Source organism: Nostoc punctiforme PCC 73102, assembly GCF_000020025.1.
GTDB classification, from domain to species: domain Bacteria; phylum Cyanobacteriota; class Cyanobacteriia; order Cyanobacteriales; family Nostocaceae; genus Nostoc; species Nostoc punctiforme.
This window is the reverse complement of the sequence record NC_010628.1, coordinates 3,834,475-3,850,215: the sequence shown is the minus strand read 5'-3', so window position 1 is coordinate 3,850,215 and position 15,741 is coordinate 3,834,475. Positions and strand designations below refer to the sequence as shown.

The following is a 15,741-nucleotide window of genomic DNA, read 5'->3' as shown; positions in this document are numbered from 1 at the left end:
TTGATTATATGAGTTATAGAAATCAGTTTATCTGGCAAAGAGCGGTTCAACTTGCTATCAATTGTTATAAATTTACCCGTCTATTTCCTCAGTCAGAATTGTATGGTTTAACTAGTCAAATCCGACGTTCTTTTGTATCTGTAGCATCCAACATAGCCGAAGGATATGGAAGACGTTCAAAGCAAGAATACGTACAGTTTTTGCATATTGCTTTAGGCTCTTTAAGAGAACTCGATACACAATTAATCATTGCTAAAGAAGTAGATTTGGCAGATAAAAACCTTTTTATTCCCCTATTAAATGAAGTTGAGGAAATGCAAAGTATATTAGTTGCAAGTTTAAACAAACTCAAAGTTTGAATCTATAATTTCCTTCTTCCGACTTCTGCCTTCTGCCCTCTGCCTTCCCCAAACCTAGATCACCAAAAGTTGCCAAGACCCCTTTAAGTGTTCCTTTTTTTGAAACCTATGTTGCCCAACAGCCAAGTTACCTTCCATATTTGAGTAAAGATTATGTTAGTCAAATTAGTCAGCAACCACTACCGTTAAGTTTAATCAAATCTCTCACATCTAAAGAACTACAAAAAGCGTTTTGAATTGCCATTAGGATCATAAAAATGCCAACGATCGCAAAAACAACAATCAGCACATCTGACTCAATGATGTTTATGTAGTTGCGATCGCACAAATTGCACTAATTCTGTAATTGCCGTTGTTTGCATCGCTATTACAGTTAGAAAGAACGACGGCGGGGAGCTATACTACTACGTAAAGCTTGCCACGTCAGCGCTCCTACCCTACCATCACCAACTATTCTGTGCGATCGCTGAAAAGTAGCTACTGCTGTAGCGGTTCTAGAGCCATAGATACCATCAACAGCTCCATTATAAAATCCTAACCTTTGTAGAGCAGCTTGCACATCTCTCACAGCCTGTCCACGAGATCCAGGTGCAAGAAAAGGGGCTTTTGTGGGAGAGTATTTTGAAAACCTAGCTGCTAAGGCATTATTTGTCTGTGCCTTAGCAGGTGCAAAACTAAAGGGTAACATTCCCAAAAACAATGTAGAAATCAAGCCCAATGGTAAAATTATTGAGCGCATTAATCGAGTATTCATAAAGTTATTCTCTTTTGAATTTGAACAAACGAAACTATTTTTGTAGCTTGATTAATCTCAGCAATTTGATAGCAATACATCAAAAATATACATTTATAAATTAGAAATAGCCGCTTGCTTTTGATGAAAATTAATTCAATCTAAAAACAACTAGCGGCATGTATTAATTATAAAGTATTCAAGCAGCTATACTAGCAGAACTGTCAAAATTTTGTTATATTTTAATTTCTTTTATTTCTCAAATTTTCTTCATAGGTTCTGAAGTTAGGATCGTTCATTTCGTAAAAGTAAGGCTCCATCGTGTAATTATAAAAAGCAGGAGTACCTAATATACCTGACATCGCTGATGGCACTAAAGGTCGATAAACTCCTCTAACTCGTTCTTCATACTCATTATCGATTGCTAAAGATTCGCTAAATTCGGGTAAATTTTTTACCTGCTCTTTAGTCAGTTTAGAAACGAAAAGATGTTTGTTGTCATAGTCCAGACGAGCTAAACCGACCGGGAGCAAAACTTGTTTGTCGAAAATCCAAAAGCCTGTATCAATGATAAAATACCGGAAACGGGCATCATTTTCATCGACTAATATGTTGACAACAGAACCAACCCTAGCATCATCAGCGTAAACATCAAAGTTTTTAATGTCATTACCATTAAAAATTTCATTGGTATAGTTAGGATTGTATTCATCCAGTTTATATAAAATCATATTGTTCCTCCTATTAAAACTGTTAAACTTGATTAAAAACTGACTTAAAGGCTGAATTTCTCTTTCATAAGCAGTATTGGTTAAACCAACGCTTTTATAAGCATTTTGAGAATTCATTTCGCTTTTTAAGGCAGTGATGCGTAGACGCATTAGCGTTGGCGTTCGCGGAGCGTGTCGCAGACAAGCCTCTCGTAGAGAAGCGGTAGCGACGTTCGCGTAGCGTCTCGCAGAGAAGGAGCGTTAGCGGCTTGTCGTCAGACATCGCTCATTGCAGGATGCATACCCACCCAAAAAGGTAGGAAGCGATCGCTGTTGGAGTAACTTTTGTATAAACCTGACATAAAATACAGCATTTAAGATGGGCATGACAAACTGAGAATTTTTAAGAAGGGTATACAGTTCCAGCAATTAAAATAGGTCTATTTCTGTACTCAGTCTCTAACTCTTTTTTTACATTTAGATCCCAAGTTAAATCATAATCTTGTTCAATTTCAGCAGCAACAAAAGGACGAACCTCACCACTTACCGATATTGTCTGACCCTGATTTATTGCTATTTTGGGCGGTGCTTTTAGTAAAACAAGTAAATCTTGCCCACCAAACCATTGGTTTTCATCTAGGGTTAATAAAACCGGACTGCGAATATTGTCCACTTTTCCTGTAACTGTAACTCTACGACCATAGTATTGTTTGGGACGTTGCGTTATTTGGCCAGGTTGCGGCGCTACTACAATATATCGAGCAATTATTGCAGGTTTATTTATGTAATTTTTGTAATATTCCTCCTCGATATTGAGATTAAAATCTCGCTCAATTTTGGGAATTACTAAATTACGAACTTGACCAGTAGCTTGAACTTTTACATTCTGGTCAAGCGGTAGCTCGAAAGGCACACCTGAAGCATTGACAACTACAATAGGTTCACCGCGAAAGAACCGTGCATCACTAACCGTGAAAGAACTCAAACCAACTTTTTGAATTGCTCTGCTTTTAATCGTTACAGAGTTACCGATATATTCGTCAGTGTTCTCAGCGATTTCCGATGTACTAGTGAAAGTTGGCTTTGCCTCAAAAAAACTACAACTTCTCACTACCATAGCGATCGCTACCAGGAAAACTAATGTCCCTGCTTGACCTAGTGCTTGTGAGAAATCTCCCCTTTGAGAATTGTCACTCATTGCCCTTGCTCTTATTTGTCTTGAGGCTATTCATGGAAAGCTTTCCTGATAAACAATGCTCTAGAATAGTTTATTGCGGAATTGCAGAGGGATATACCTCTGTTGCAATTAACACAGGTTTGTTCGTGTACTCTACTTCTAGTTTCTTCTGCAAAGTTAAATCCCATTTGAGATCGTAATCTCGTTTTAAGTCAGCTAGAACAAACGGACGTAACACACCCGTGACAGCTACTTTCTCACCTTTGTTGACAGTTCCTTTCGGAGTACCTGCACTGATCACTAACAAGTCCTGTCCACCAAATAATTTGTCTTCATCTAAGGTGAAAGAACTGGCATTTCTAATGTTTTCCACTTCACCTGTCACTGCCAAGTTTTTCCCGTAGTATAGTTTAGGATTTGTAGTAATTTCACCTGGTTTAGGAGCAAGTGCAATTGATTGAGCAATAATTGCAGGTTGGGTTTCGTAATCTTTGTACAAGTTAGGATCTAAACCCAAGTTGTAATCTCGATTAATATCTGCAATCACAAACTTACGAACTGGGCCTGTGGCTTGAATTGGTGTATTTGAGTCAGTAGGTAAAGTGAAAGTTTTACCCGAAGCATTTACAACTAAAATTGGTTGAGTGCCAAAAAATTGCTTATCAGCAATTGTGAAAGTTGAGGGCCCTAATTTTCTAATGGGTGTACTTCTAATTGTTACAGTTTTGCCAATTAGTTCGTTTGTATTATCTGCGACTTCTTCTGTAGTAACGTTGGTTTCTGGTACTCCGGCCTGTTGATCTAAGTTGTTGGTACAACTTCCAAGTAGCACTGTGGAGATTGCTAGAGCAAAAGCTCCTTTATAACTCCACTTTGTTTGAATCAAGTTGATCATTTCAAAAGCTCCATTTAAGTTAACCTAGTAGACGACCACAAAAGTTTTGATTTGCTTGTAGTAAGGGTTTTAACGCTCTTAAAATTAATGTGGTGAGCCACTAGTAGGTTCCAAATAAAAGGATGGTTTAATCTGGACTATCTTTTTGTATTAATTCAAGAAGACTTGACCATTCTTTTGAATTCTCAATACACCTTGATCGTTATCGAATTTTGTTGTTTCATCTAACGAGACTGCGAGTGTCCCTTCAGAGGTAGACGTAGGCATAACTTTTAGTAGTCCACCGTCTTGACGTACTAAAGTGATACTGACGGGTGTTGGTAAATTCCGTAGGACAAATTCTTGTCTACCTGCAAGATATCGAGGCTTTGTATAACCAATTGCTTGATAAGAGATACCAGCGTTTGTATTATTTTTCAATCTCACATCAACTGTACCTGCTGTTGGTGTGATAGTTGCAATTGGACTTTGCCGACTTTCTGGAAATGGTGGTTGTATAACAGTTGAGCGTCTTCCATTCATAGGATAGACGGGAACCATAATACTTTGGGAACTAGAAGTTCCTTGTTGTCCTCCGAATCTTAAAGTTGCAGCATTCGGTGGACATCCTGCTGGAACTAAAACTCGATCGCGGTGTGGTTCTTCGTAGAAAATACTAGGACAAGGATTAATTTGGGAAATTCGCGGCTGTGCTACTGCTGATTGAGTAATTGCAGAGGAACCGATTAGCAAACTTCCAAAAATTGTTCCTAATAATCCAACTTTTTTTAAAGAAAAACGGTTTAAGTTGTACATAATTACCTCCTGGTAATTTCATCTTTGCTTATTTTTATTGATTGTTTGAAAAATCAAATGCTGACACCTATTGAAAAAATATAAAATACTCTTAATGAGTCTCTAAATTATTCTTTTTTTGCGATAATCAAAAATTTTGATTATGTACTTTAGGTAAAGTTGAGCCGCTCAACTAGCAAGAGGAGACATGAACACAGACTGTATTTTGAGGTTAAATCTAAATAGTAGAAAAGTCGGGCAGAATCCTCATAAATTTGGTAAATCCTACTTTAGGAATAGGTTAGTATTTCCATAGGGATAGCTAGCAAAATCAAATCAATACTGTGGCTGTTACTCTTCTAACCAATAAAGTAAACCAAGAGAAGTAACTCCCCCAAAAAAGTGAGCGCCAATCATGTTGACATTTGCTAACATTACAAAAATGTCTAGCGAACGGATTACATTTTCTGGTTGATAGATTGCGACACCTTGAGGTTGTGCTACTGCTTTGCCCAAAATAATTGCAACTGTCGTTTCAGAAGCAATAAAAGCTATTAATAACCCTACGAAACTCGCGAGCAACCCAATTCGTAAGTTTTGAATTACGTCTTCCTTTCTGGGATGGTTTTGAGTATTTGGTGTTTGTAAAGTTTTAGCCAGTTTTCGATAACGGAAAGCCCAATATACTCGAAAGCACAGCAATAAAATACCAACAATGGCCAAAAATATACTAAATCCTATACCTGCATTGCTTGTTTGAGTAGTAATGTTACGGCTAAAGCACGCTAACAATACAGCAATGCCAGAAATACCGCCAAGTACTAACTGTACCCAAAAACTAATTCGACTTACTAAACGAAAGGTAGCAGCAAATTTCTGTTTGCTTGGTGGATGTGAAAATGATTCTAAATTATTTAACATATATTATATAGCCCCTAAGTAGATGATTTAAAGAAATATATAGCGATTCCCAGTTACGTGAGGTACAGAGTACAGATAATATTTTGAAACGCAAAGGGACGCAAAGTAAAGCGCAGAGGTACGCAGAGATTTGTACCTCAGCAGACTAGGAAACGCTATAGAGAATTGGAGTTAAATTTCATGTTTCATGTTTTATATAAAATTCATAAATTAATATATTTACTTTTGGTTTTGGAAAACTAGGCTTTTTAGTTGGAAATAAAATAACCTATCCAAAATTCAGAACTAATATTGAGCTTAGTTTTAAATTTAGAGACTAAAAGTGGAAAACTAGAGCAGAATATGTATTCTCTGGGAAAAATACGACTTAGGGAAGAGGTTAATAGTACTATAGATAGAGCATTTAGTTGAAGCATATCTACCCTAAATTAGAGATACTACAGTAATCCTATCTTTGGCATCTAAATCTTTACATTTTTCAATGTACTTTATTTCAAAGCTGCTGCTACTTGAACAGCTAGTTTCTGAGGATTAAATGGTTTACTGATTATGCCTCTGACACCTAGATCGTTGAATAGACGTTGGTCATTAGCGCGTCCTCTAGCTGTAAGCAAAATCACAGGTATATTTTTAGTTATTTGATTAGCCTGTAGTTTTTGAAAAGTTGTCAAACCATCCATATCAGGCATCATTACATCCAAAAGGATAGCATCGGGTTGAGATGACTGAGCTAATAGTAATCCCTGATTACCTGAAGTAGCAGTCAACACCTTCCAGCCTCCCATTATTTCTAGACAAGTCTGAATCAATTGACGGATGTCATCTTCATCATCAATAACTAAGATTTGCTTAGAGGTCATTGTTATTATCTTCCTGTTTTAAATTATTCTTTAGTGCTTTGATTTTTCCAATATTATGATGAGGAGTATTGTTTAGAGCTACCATACTCTTAAGAATAATTTTTTATGGTAAAACTTGAAAGTGGAAAACTAGGGTAGAAGTTTAATAAACCTATGGCATAACCAGAAGTAATAAAAAATGTGGGGATTGACGCGACGATCGCAACTACAAGGCTATGGCATTGCATTCTTAACGGTTTTACTGGCTTTACTACTGACACTGCTTCTATGGCAGCTACACAGGCTGAATTCCATTTACCCACTGTTTTTAGCTGCTGTCATGGTTAGTTCCTGGTATGGTGGTTTAAACCCAGGACTGTTGGCGACTTTTTTGTCTGCTATAGTCTGCGCCTACTTTCTTTTACCACCTTTTTATTCTCTGGCTATTACTGGGTTCAGTGTAGTGGGGTTGCTTCAGTTTGTGTTAGTAGCGTTGTTGATTAGCTTACTTAACACTGCATTGCGTCAGGCGCGATCACAAGCCCAAATGAACGCGGTAGCAGCCCTGCAAAATTATGAGCGTCTACGTGAAAGTCAAGACAGTCTGCGTCAAAGTGAAGAACGTTATCGGCTATTAGTAGAAGGAGTAACTAATTACGCAATTTTTATGCTAGATCCAAACGGTAACGTTACCACTTGGAACATTGGAGCAGAACGTATTTTAGGTTATCAGGAAGCAGAAATAATTGGTCAACCTTTTGAACGAGTTTTTTCACCTGAAGCAATTAAGCAGGGACTACCCAAGCAAGTATTAAGAAAAGCAGTAGCTGAAGGTTTTTCTAGGGAGAATCGCTGGCATATTCGTAAAGATGGTACATTTTTCTGGGCGCATTGTCTCATCACACCTTTACTAGATGACGATGGAAATCTGCGCGGCTTTTCTAAAATTATGCAAGATATTACTGAACGTAAACAGGCTGAAGAAGAAAAAGAGCAACTATTACTGCGAGAACAAGCTGCACGCGCCGTTAGCGAAGCTGCCCAAAGTGCAGCAGAAGCCGCAAACCGTTCCAAAGACGAATTTTTAGCAATAGTTTCTCACGAATTACGTACCCCCATGACTGCAATTATCGGTTGGGCTGGAATGTTACAAACGGGTGTGTTAGATGAAGCTAAAGCAACTCTCGCGCTGGAGATAATTGAGCGCAATGCTAATTTGCAAATGCAACTTATTGAAGACTTACTTGATATTTCGCGGATTGTTAGAGGAGAGCTTTCACTGTCCATTGATTTGGTAGATTTAGTAGAAGTAATTACAGCCGCAATTGAGGTTGTACAATCACTGGCAAATGCTAAGGATATTCAACTTGAGACTATACTTGATACCTCAATAGAAAAAATTTGGGGTGACTCAGATCGCTTGCAACAAGTAGTATTAAATCTACTTACTAATGCCATCAAATTTACACCCAACGGTGGACGAGTTGAAGTGCGATTGTCTAAGGAAATGGGGAGTAGGGAAGAGTTTTCCCAACCCGCAATTCCTAATTATCTCCAAATTGAAGTAACTGATACCGGTAAGGGCATCAGTCCAGATTTCCTACCTCACGTATTTGAGCGCTTTTGGCAAGCAGATAGTACTCATACTCGTTCAAATAAAGGACTAGGTTTAGGGTTAGCGATCGCACTTCATCTGGTAGAACTACACGGTGGTACAATTGATGCCCAAAGCCAAGGAATAGGGCAAGGAGCGACATTTACAGTCAAGTTGCCGATTTTAGAAGAAAGCAGAGGGGCAGCACTTCGACTACGCTCAGTGACCGAGGAGCAGGGAAGCAGAGGGGCAGGAGACAATAATTTACACTTCTTTTCCCAGTCCCCAGCCCCCAATCCCCAATCCCCAGTCCCCAATCCTCTTAGTGGCTTGCGGGTATTGGTTGTAGATGACGAGGCAGATGTGCGGCAGTGGATTACCGCAGTACTCGAAGAGTGTGGAGCAGAAGTTAGTGCTTTTAGCTCTACAGGACAGGCACTTGAGGCACTAGAAAAATTACATCCAGATGTGTTAATCAGCGACATTGGGATGCCAGGTGAGGATGGCTACGCGCTGATGCGTAAAATCAGAAAACTTGAACCAGAGCTAGGCGGGCGGATTCCTGCTATTGCACTGACGGGATACGCCAGGGTAGAAGATTATAAAGAAGCATTAGCGGCAGGATTTCAGCTACATGTTGCTAAACCAGTTAGAGCAGCTGAGTTAATTGCCGTTGTTGCCAGCCTAGGTAAAATGTCTGGTAAACTCTGAGCAATTTTGACAATATTGCTTATATCCACAAGTTTTCCACTTTTCCAAGTTAATTTCAAAAGTGTAATTCAGGCTCGGAATAGTATTATCTATGCAGTTAATGAAGTTGCCTAATATCAGCTTTAATCAGTTAGGAAATTAACAGCAATTTTGTTACGAATTAGATTGCTTTTTGAAACCTGATTTCTTCATACAAAATTATTTGGAAGGTTGAAAAATGAATAGTATTTGGTTACAGCAATTTTCTGCGTTGTTTATTTCCTCTACAATCACAATGCTGGGAAGTGGATTATCTGCTCAAGCACAAATATCGACTTCCAGTAAAATTTCAACAAAAGCAGCCGATTTGATTCCCCAGCCAACACAGCCTGCTTCTAAAACTTCTGCTGAGGTGGCGCAAGTCAATGTTAATCCAGGTCGAACTACCCGTGGTGGCTCTAGCTATATTGGAGTTGCTGGCAACATTGGTTTAGGTGGTGATTCAGCTTTAGGTGAAGGTAGCTTTATGGTAATCAGCAAAATTGGGCTGACACGTACCTTATCTGTACGACCATCTGTAGCGATTGAGGATGACCCTGTTGTTCTGGTTCCTCTCACTTATGACTTTAATTTTCGTACAGCAGACGCTTTTCAAGACACATTCGCTGTCGCACCATACGTTGGAGCAGGTGTAGCGATTGAAACTAGTGATGATCCAGACGTTGGCTTACTTTTATCTGGTGGTGTAGATGTTCCTTTAAATACTAACTTAACAGCAACAGCAGGGGTGAATGCGGCGTTTTTGGATCAAACGGATGTAGGATTGATGCTCGGAGTTGGTTACAACTTTACTGGATTATAAAAAAGACTGTAATACCCATTTGAAAAATTATTGCAAATGGGTTTCTACTATCTTTGGAAATACTTTTTTGTATCATCCAAAATCTCCCAGCCAACGAAAAGCGCGACGCAGTTCAGCAGCACCATTCGCCGCATACCAACGGCCATGCGACAGAATAATTCTTTCAGGTTGCCATTGCAGCAACTGCTCAATACATTGACGCGCTTGAACCTTGTGTCCCCAAAATGTTAGTCGCAAATCAAGTGGCGCTTTACCATCTGGGTCGGCACTGCCTGCTAGTTTTATTAGCCAACCAAAATTCTGACTTACTTTACTTGGCTCGAAGTTCTCGATCAAGTCAGCCAGAATCAGGGTAGTACTGTTGCGGTGAAAGAAGACGACTTCATCCATAAATCTGACTTTTCCCGTTAAGTCTCTCTAGCAAGCTGCCATCCCTCACAGAGGTCATGTAATTTTAACCAGCCTCGCTACAGTACCTGAATACCAATAGGGGTTTTATGTCGATGTTCTAAGTAACCCCCTAAACGAGCGATCGCTCCCACAGCCCAACTAACTGTTAATATCTCGGGTAGTTTGGGTGATTTAGCTTTCAAAATGCGAAGCTCAAGGGGATTGAGGATAACAATTGCGTCGGCGTTTGGCTGGGTACGGTGTAGATAAGTCAACTGCAAAAGCTCAACAGCAATCACACTCAAGAAACCAATTAAGGTTTTCATCCCATCAGCAGCAAGTCTGTATCTTTCTACCTGACACCCTGACTTGAAAATTTTATGATACTCTTCCACTTGCCAACGGTAAGAATACCAATTTAAAATTGTAGAAGCCATCTGGATATCTGCGACAACTTCCGTGGTTAGCAACATCCATTCTACAGGGGTTTCACCTTCTGGACAATCAACTTCTGTGGCATAAATAGCATACACAAGTAGAGGATCGCGATTGTCAAAACGGTAGGGAGTACGGAGGTTAACGGGACAAAATCTTACAGCCAGCTTTGCTTTGCGGGCAGAGCGCTTGCTCGTATCTGGGAGTTTGATTTCCTGTTCAAAACCGATAGATTGAGCTTCCAGCTTTGACCATAGACGTTCACTATTTTGATCTAAACTACGGTTGTGAGCCGCACGTACCAAAACTCCCGTATGCTGAAGTTGACGAGCTTTATCAAAAACCTCTGTGATATCACCTTCTCTATCAAAGACATGAATCACGCGGGTGGACTTGCTAACTTCGTTTTCTACAGTGGTAAGTGCTTCTACCCATCTGTAAGATTCTTTTTGCTCAAAGGGGCGTTTTCTGGCTTCTTTACGGGCTGCTGCTTGCCGTTGTTTCTTCTGTGTCGGAGTTTCATCTTTTGGTAGCTTCTGTTTTGGCTCTCGATTCCAAAGTTTTTGCCATAACAGACCAAGGGACTGACCTTTTTCAGGTTCTATAGCTAAAGCGCTGTGTAATATTAAACCGTTACCTCCCTTACCAATCGGGCCGTAACCTTCTTTTTTCACCGTAATACTGCCATAATCAAGAAAAGTAGTGTCTCCAACACACAACACTACATCATATTCTGCAACAGTTTCCGCCGTCATTTGACAGTGCGGCTCTATTAGTTTTGAAAATTCTACTTTTGGGTTGGCAAAAACTCATAAGCCCTCTTGAGTACGGTTGCTCCACTGAAGATTTCTGACAGTGCTTTGCCAAATCCTTGACTTAAAGCATAGCCAATTGACATTGCACGCTCATTCAATCGGCGGTAAGCGTAGCCATGCCGTCAGGCTTATCGCCCAACTCACAAGTCGCAAAATTTTTCTCCCACCAGTCCAACATCATTTGTCGCCTCTGATACCACGCTTGGGTTATTTTACTGTAAACCTTGTACCTTGCCCTAAATCCTTTTTGAGCAAGCTTTTCAAGACTTAACGGGAAAAGTCAGATCCATAAATCGACTACCGCGAAAAATTAACTGGTCAATTTCATTTGCCCAATTTGCAGGTGGTTTGTCCGTAAGATCAGCATTGAAAGTGACTTGAATCTTTTGCTAGGCAGCCCGTTCTCGCACTCCCGGTGATGCCCAAGCGATCGCCTCTGGATACGCTTTAGCCCAAATGCTAATGTGAGCATAATGAATCTTATTAGGTGGAATGAGATGACGGACTGAACCGAGTGTATCAATCTCTGTTTTTAGTGCTTCCGTCAGTTCGATGGGTGAATGACACCATAATTCACCGTTGTTTAACCGTATAACCGTCATCCGAGTCGAAAAAGGAATAGCCATTCCATACATTGCCATTCTTACAACTGACCCATCCACAATCCAAATATTTTTATCGACAGGTTTGAGAGCATTGATTGGTTGATATAGCTCGATAGGGTCATGACTCATAAAAGTATTCACCCTTAAAGTCGGTTAAATGCCGATGCTAGTAATAGTGTAGATAGTTTTTTAGTGTCTTTGAAAGAAGTTTTGTACTAATTTAGACTGATTAGGAATAGCGATCGCATCGCAAATGAGGGAGTTTAAAGGTTTTGAAAAAGGCGATCGCGCCAAGAATGAATGTAACCAGACTCAAAATCAGCAGTAGAAAGTGTTGATCGTCGTCAATGGGATGATTGCGAAAATATTGTTAAACCTTGCCTTTGATAGATGTCATATAAAGCTGAAAAAGGCATAAGCTAAGTTAGAATAATTTGATTACAGCGCTTAGGTTTGTTTCTACAAGCAAATATTTTCATGAGAATTCTGTTAGTTGAAGACGATGATTTGCTTGCTCAAGCTGTAGCAACAGCACTTACTAAACAAAATTATGTAGTTGATATTGCTGCTGATGGTGAAGCTGGTTGGGAGTTGGTAAATGTTTGTAACTATGACCTGATTTTGCTCGATGTGATTTTGCCAAAGCTTGATGGCATAAGTCTTTGTCGGCAATTACGGCAAGAAGGCTATCAAATGCTTATTCTTCTGTTAACGGCAAAAGATACTAAAACTGATAAAGTTATCGGTTTAGATGCCGGAGCAGATGATTATGTAGTCAAACCATTTGATTTTCAAGAGTTATCAGCTCGGATTCGTGCTTTACTACGTCGGGGAAATACTGCTTTACCTCCAGTTTTGGAATGGGGAAGCTTGCTTCTCGATCCTAGTACTTGTGAGGTAACTTATGCAGACATTGCGCTAAATTTAACAGCAAAAGAATTTAGTCTTTTAGACCTTTTTTTACGTAACAACCAGCGCATCTTTAGCCGGGCTACAATTGTAGATCAACTTTGGAGTGCTGAAAAAGATCCACCTGAAGAAAATACGATTAAATCTCATATCAAAAGTTTACGGCAGAAGCTAAAAACAGCAGGTGCTAACTACGATTTTATAGAAACTGTTTACGGAATGGGTTATCGTTTAAAAGCTCTATCTCATGAGCAAAGTTGCCCGACAGATGAGCCAGAAATAGATTTAAAGCAGCAACAAATTCTACTAACAGCCATTGCTCAAGAGCGAGAAATTTTCAAAACTAAGGTTGGTTCGCGCATTGCAGTATTAAAACAAGCAGCTGATGCTTTAAGAAAAGGTACACTTGATGTTCAATTACGGCAAAAAGCAGAGCAAGAAGCTCATAAGCTAGCTGGTTCATTGGGTAGTTTTGGCTTTCCAAAAGGCTCGTTATTAGCTAATGAGATAGAAGATTTATTTCAAACTCAAAAATCTATTAGCCAAGCTAAATGTTTTTATTTAGATAAGCTCTTGATGGAATTACAACGAGAGCTAGAAAAAACTTCAGTTGAACAAACCCAAAATCTACTATTAGTAATTAGCAACGATCGGCAAGTAGTTGAGGGATTGGTAAATGAGGCTGAGAATCAGGGATTACAAGTTAAAATTGCTACTAATCTCACCGCCGCCAGAAGTATAATCCCATCTTTAAATCCCGATGTGGTGCTACTCGATCTTGATATTGAGGAAGACAGTTTGAAATTATTAATAGAATTATCCCAGCGATCAGCTACGCTGGGCGGAACGCCATCGCCTACGGTGGGCGAAACGCCAACGCCACAAATACCAGTGTTAGTTTTTACAGAACGAAATAATTTTAGCGATGCCTGCGGCGGGCTTCGCCTACGCCTTGAGGTTGCACGAGCTGGCGGTCGTGCTTTTTTGCAGAAATCCATGCCACCTAACGAAATTTTAGAGTCAGCGATCCAAATTTTACAGCAAACTCGTATTACTAAAGCGAGAATCATGGTTGTAGAGGATGACCCACAGATTTTAACTGTTATACAACAATCTCTAGAAACTTTAGGAATTACTCTAAAAACTCTTGAAGACTCATGCTATTTTTGGGATACTCTGACAGAATTTTCCCCAGATTTACTAATTTTAGATGCGGAAATGCCTTACATCAATGGCATTGAACTTTGCCAAGTGGTACGTAACGATCCTTGCTGGAAACTTCTACCAGTGGTGTTTGTTGTTGATAATTTATCGGCAGATATTGTTGAGCAAATATTTGCGATTGGTGCTGATGATTGTGTGAGCAAGCCTATCGTATCTTCAACACTAATCGCCTGCATTTTGAACCGTATGGAGCGAAATAAACTAATTAAAAATGCCTAGCTACCAAATAAATTTTTGTATTTAATTTTTCTACTCTGGATTATCAAATCAACGAATTATCGAATTATTAAAGGCACGCATCAACATATTGATGTGACGTAGTTTTTGCATTTTTATGAGTCTAGCCTTAAAACTTTATTTATTTCAGATTACTCTCTTAATAAAAGACCTAAATTATGTCGAAAGGTAGAGATATATATCGATGCTATTCAAAAATTAGCCTTTGAAAGGCTTTTTATTAATATAGCGATCCAGCTAAATTTAAGTAATTAAACTTAGCATTATAGCTAGGAATAACAAAAGAATGGAGGCTAGATTATGCGATTCGGACAATTAATAGGGTTTCTCGCTCTTGTTATATCTCTTTACATTTTGTGGCAAATTCGACAAATACTTTTGGTGGTATTTGCAGCAGTAGTTTTAGCCACAGCCTTAAATCAACTAGTAAGCTTTTTTCAAAGATTTCGTATCAAGCGCGGAATTGCAGTTGTCATCTCAATTATTCTTTTATTGACTGTTTTGGTCGGTTTTTTTGCGCTAATCGTACCCCGTCTTGTTGACCAATTGCAACAATTTGGTAATATTATGCCTATGGCATTAGAACGGTTGCGATCATGGAACAACTGGTTACAGAATGTAATTCCTGACCAACTGTTAGAAAATATTCGGGGACTTAGATATCTGACTCAAGGTTTACAAGATTGGTTAAATCGGCTAATAAACAACTTTTTTAGCTTGGTCAGTAGCTCACTTTCTATTATTTTAGGTTTGTTGCTTTTTATAGCTCTCACCATTATGCTTTTAGCAAATCCGTTGCCCTATCGGCACGGATTTATACTGCTATTTCCTGCCTTTTATCGTCAGCGAGTTGATGACATTCTGAACAAATGTGCAACTTCGTTGACTGGCTGGATAAAAGGCACGCTCCTTACTATGCTGGTCATTGCCTCATTCAGCTATGTCGGACTGTTGATTTTGGGAGTACCATTGCCATTAGTTAATGCTATTTTGGCAGGATTATTAGAATTTATCCCGAATGTTGGGCCAACCTTGAGCGTGATTCCACCTGCACTGCTAGCATTAAGTGAAGAACCTTGGAAAATCGCCGCAGTTGTAGCCTTATATTTTGGAATTCAGCAGGTTGAAAGTCTAATTATAGTGCCTTTAGTGATGAAAAGCCAAGCATCTCTTTTGCCAGCAGTTACTTTAGTAGCAGTGGTCTTTTTTGGCAGTTTTTTCGGGTTTTTAGGTGTATTTCTAGCCGTCCCGTTAGTAATTGTTTTCCAAACTTGGATTAAAGAGGTTTTGGTCGAGGATGTACTCAACAATTGGCAGGAAAACAAAAAAGATAATCACGAAGAAAAAGTATTAGCTGTGGTAGATGGCAAGTCTGAATCATCTGTTGAAAACAGTTGAAAAGTCAGGTAGGTATTACCTCCCTGACAAACTTAAGACTAGATGTTATTTGGAGATGGCAGTGGTTCAGGTTGTACTGTGAATTGTAAGTTCTGTCCGTTGCGTAGCACTTGGATTTGTAAGTTATTATTCAAGCCATTCTTTGCAAGAATCTGCTGAACTTCTTCAGCATTG

The 15,741-nt window shown here is 39.2% G+C and carries 15 protein-coding genes and 1 pseudogene; 5 read left to right on the top strand and 11 right to left on the bottom strand.

Annotation, left to right across the window (positions count from 1 at the left end; translation table 11 throughout):
• Positions 1-8 precede the first annotated feature (8 nt).
• Positions 9-359 carry a four helix bundle protein gene (locus tag NPUN_RS15685; RefSeq protein WP_012409564.1) on the top strand — a complete coding sequence of 117 codons (351 nt, stop codon included), beginning with the start codon at positions 9-11 and terminating at the stop codon, positions 357-359.
• A gap of 169 nt (positions 360-528) precedes the next feature.
• On the opposite strand, the gene NPUN_RS41915 is transcribed toward NPUN_RS15685, so the two are convergent.
• From NPUN_RS41915 to NPUN_RS15650, 8 genes are all read right to left on the bottom strand, one after another.
• Positions 529-687, bottom strand: coding sequence for a hypothetical protein (locus NPUN_RS41915; protein WP_167315633.1), 159 nt, complete (start codon positions 685-687; stop codon positions 529-531).
• Positions 688-732: 45 nt separating this feature from the next.
• Positions 733-1,113 (bottom strand): peptidoglycan-binding domain-containing protein, encoded by a 381-nt coding sequence (locus NPUN_RS15680; protein WP_012409563.1) that lies wholly within the window; start codon positions 1,111-1,113, stop codon positions 733-735.
• Positions 1,114-1,334: 221 nt separating this feature from the next.
• Complete coding sequence (locus NPUN_RS15675) at positions 1,335-1,973, bottom strand: PRC-barrel domain-containing protein (RefSeq protein WP_012409562.1); 639 nt, start codon at positions 1,971-1,973, stop codon at positions 1,335-1,337.
• 232 nt (positions 1,974-2,205) lie between these two features.
• Positions 2,206-3,000 carry a hypothetical protein gene (locus tag NPUN_RS15670; RefSeq protein ID WP_012409561.1) on the bottom strand — a complete coding sequence of 265 codons (795 nt, stop codon included), beginning with the start codon at positions 2,998-3,000 and terminating at the stop codon, positions 2,206-2,208.
• A gap of 70 nt (positions 3,001-3,070) precedes the next feature.
• Positions 3,071-3,874, bottom strand: a complete 804-nt coding sequence (locus NPUN_RS15665) for a hypothetical protein (RefSeq protein WP_012409560.1) — start codon at positions 3,872-3,874, stop codon at positions 3,071-3,073.
• Positions 3,875-4,024: 150 nt separating this feature from the next.
• On the bottom strand, positions 4,025-4,669 hold the full coding sequence (locus NPUN_RS15660) for a hypothetical protein (RefSeq protein WP_012409559.1): 645 nt from the start codon (positions 4,667-4,669) through the stop codon (positions 4,025-4,027).
• A 330-nt stretch (positions 4,670-4,999) separates the two neighbouring features.
• Positions 5,000-5,569: a DUF3611 family protein gene (locus NPUN_RS15655; protein WP_012409558.1), complete on the bottom strand. Its 570-nt coding sequence runs from the start codon at positions 5,567-5,569 to the stop codon at positions 5,000-5,002.
• Between the two features lie 488 nt (positions 5,570-6,057).
• Positions 6,058-6,429: a response regulator gene (locus NPUN_RS15650; protein ID WP_012409557.1), complete on the bottom strand. Its 372-nt coding sequence runs from the start codon at positions 6,427-6,429 to the stop codon at positions 6,058-6,060.
• Between the two features lie 178 nt (positions 6,430-6,607).
• Here NPUN_RS15650 and NPUN_RS15645 point away from each other — a divergent pair, with 178 nt between their 5' ends.
• Positions 6,608-8,713: an ATP-binding response regulator gene (locus NPUN_RS15645; RefSeq protein ID WP_012409556.1), complete on the top strand. Its 2,106-nt coding sequence runs from the start codon at positions 6,608-6,610 to the stop codon at positions 8,711-8,713.
• Between the two features lie 217 nt (positions 8,714-8,930).
• Complete coding sequence (locus NPUN_RS15640) at positions 8,931-9,554, top strand: hypothetical protein (RefSeq protein ID WP_012409555.1); 624 nt, start codon at positions 8,931-8,933, stop codon at positions 9,552-9,554.
• A 72-nt stretch (positions 9,555-9,626) separates the two neighbouring features.
• Here the strand turns inward: NPUN_RS15640 and NPUN_RS15635 are convergent, their stop codons facing one another.
• The 3 genes and pseudogenes from NPUN_RS15635 to NPUN_RS15625 all read right to left on the bottom strand — a co-directional run bounded on the left by NPUN_RS15635 (position 9,627) and on the right by NPUN_RS15625 (position 11,928).
• Positions 9,627-9,944, bottom strand: coding sequence for a hypothetical protein (locus tag NPUN_RS15635; protein ID WP_202947541.1), 318 nt, complete (start codon positions 9,942-9,944; stop codon positions 9,627-9,629).
• 80 nt (positions 9,945-10,024) lie between these two features.
• Positions 10,025-11,372, bottom strand: a pseudogene (locus NPUN_RS15630) (IS4 family transposase); the annotation flags it as partial.
• Positions 11,373-11,583: 211 nt separating this feature from the next.
• Positions 11,584-11,928 carry a DUF4336 domain-containing protein gene (locus NPUN_RS15625; RefSeq protein ID WP_052304612.1) on the bottom strand — a complete coding sequence of 115 codons (345 nt, stop codon included), beginning with the start codon at positions 11,926-11,928 and terminating at the stop codon, positions 11,584-11,586.
• Positions 11,929-12,276: 348 nt separating this feature from the next.
• Between NPUN_RS15625 and NPUN_RS15620 the strand changes: the two genes are divergently transcribed.
• Positions 12,277-14,151: a response regulator gene (locus tag NPUN_RS15620; protein ID WP_012409553.1), complete on the top strand. Its 1,875-nt coding sequence runs from the start codon at positions 12,277-12,279 to the stop codon at positions 14,149-14,151.
• Between the two features lie 318 nt (positions 14,152-14,469).
• Positions 14,470-15,567, top strand: coding sequence for an AI-2E family transporter (locus NPUN_RS15615; RefSeq protein ID WP_012409552.1), 1,098 nt, complete (start codon positions 14,470-14,472; stop codon positions 15,565-15,567).
• Positions 15,568-15,741 lie beyond the last annotated feature (174 nt).

What these genes read in the sequence shown, in the direction of transcription:
- NPUN_RS15685 (WP_012409564.1), top strand. Translation starts at nt 9, where the DNA reads ATGAGTTATAGAAATCAGTTTATCTGGCAAAGAGCGGTTCAACTTGCT.
- NPUN_RS15680 (WP_012409563.1), bottom strand. Translation starts at nt 1,113, where the DNA reads ATGAATACTCGATTAATGCGCTCAATAATTTTACCATTGGGCTTGATT.
- NPUN_RS15675 (WP_012409562.1), bottom strand. Translation starts at nt 1,973, where the DNA reads ATGCGTCTACGCATCACTGCCTTAAAAAGCGAAATGAATTCTCAAAAT.
- NPUN_RS15670 (WP_012409561.1), bottom strand. Translation starts at nt 3,000, where the DNA reads ATGAGTGACAATTCTCAAAGGGGAGATTTCTCACAAGCACTAGGTCAA.
- NPUN_RS15665 (WP_012409560.1), bottom strand. Translation starts at nt 3,874, where the DNA reads ATGATCAACTTGATTCAAACAAAGTGGAGTTATAAAGGAGCTTTTGCT.
- NPUN_RS15660 (WP_012409559.1), bottom strand. Translation starts at nt 4,669, where the DNA reads ATGTACAACTTAAACCGTTTTTCTTTAAAAAAAGTTGGATTATTAGGA.
- NPUN_RS15655 (WP_012409558.1), bottom strand. Translation starts at nt 5,569, where the DNA reads ATGTTAAATAATTTAGAATCATTTTCACATCCACCAAGCAAACAGAAA.
- NPUN_RS15650 (WP_012409557.1), bottom strand. Translation starts at nt 6,429, where the DNA reads ATGACCTCTAAGCAAATCTTAGTTATTGATGATGAAGATGACATCCGT.
- NPUN_RS15645 (WP_012409556.1), top strand. Translation starts at nt 6,608, where the DNA reads ATGTGGGGATTGACGCGACGATCGCAACTACAAGGCTATGGCATTGCA.
- NPUN_RS15640 (WP_012409555.1), top strand. Translation starts at nt 8,931, where the DNA reads ATGAATAGTATTTGGTTACAGCAATTTTCTGCGTTGTTTATTTCCTCT.
- NPUN_RS15635 (WP_202947541.1), bottom strand. Translation starts at nt 9,944, where the DNA reads ATGGATGAAGTCGTCTTCTTTCACCGCAACAGTACTACCCTGATTCTG.
- NPUN_RS15625 (WP_052304612.1), bottom strand. Translation starts at nt 11,928, where the DNA reads ATGAGTCATGACCCTATCGAGCTATATCAACCAATCAATGCTCTCAAA.
- NPUN_RS15620 (WP_012409553.1), top strand. Translation starts at nt 12,277, where the DNA reads ATGAGAATTCTGTTAGTTGAAGACGATGATTTGCTTGCTCAAGCTGTA.
- NPUN_RS15615 (WP_012409552.1), top strand. Translation starts at nt 14,470, where the DNA reads ATGCGATTCGGACAATTAATAGGGTTTCTCGCTCTTGTTATATCTCTT.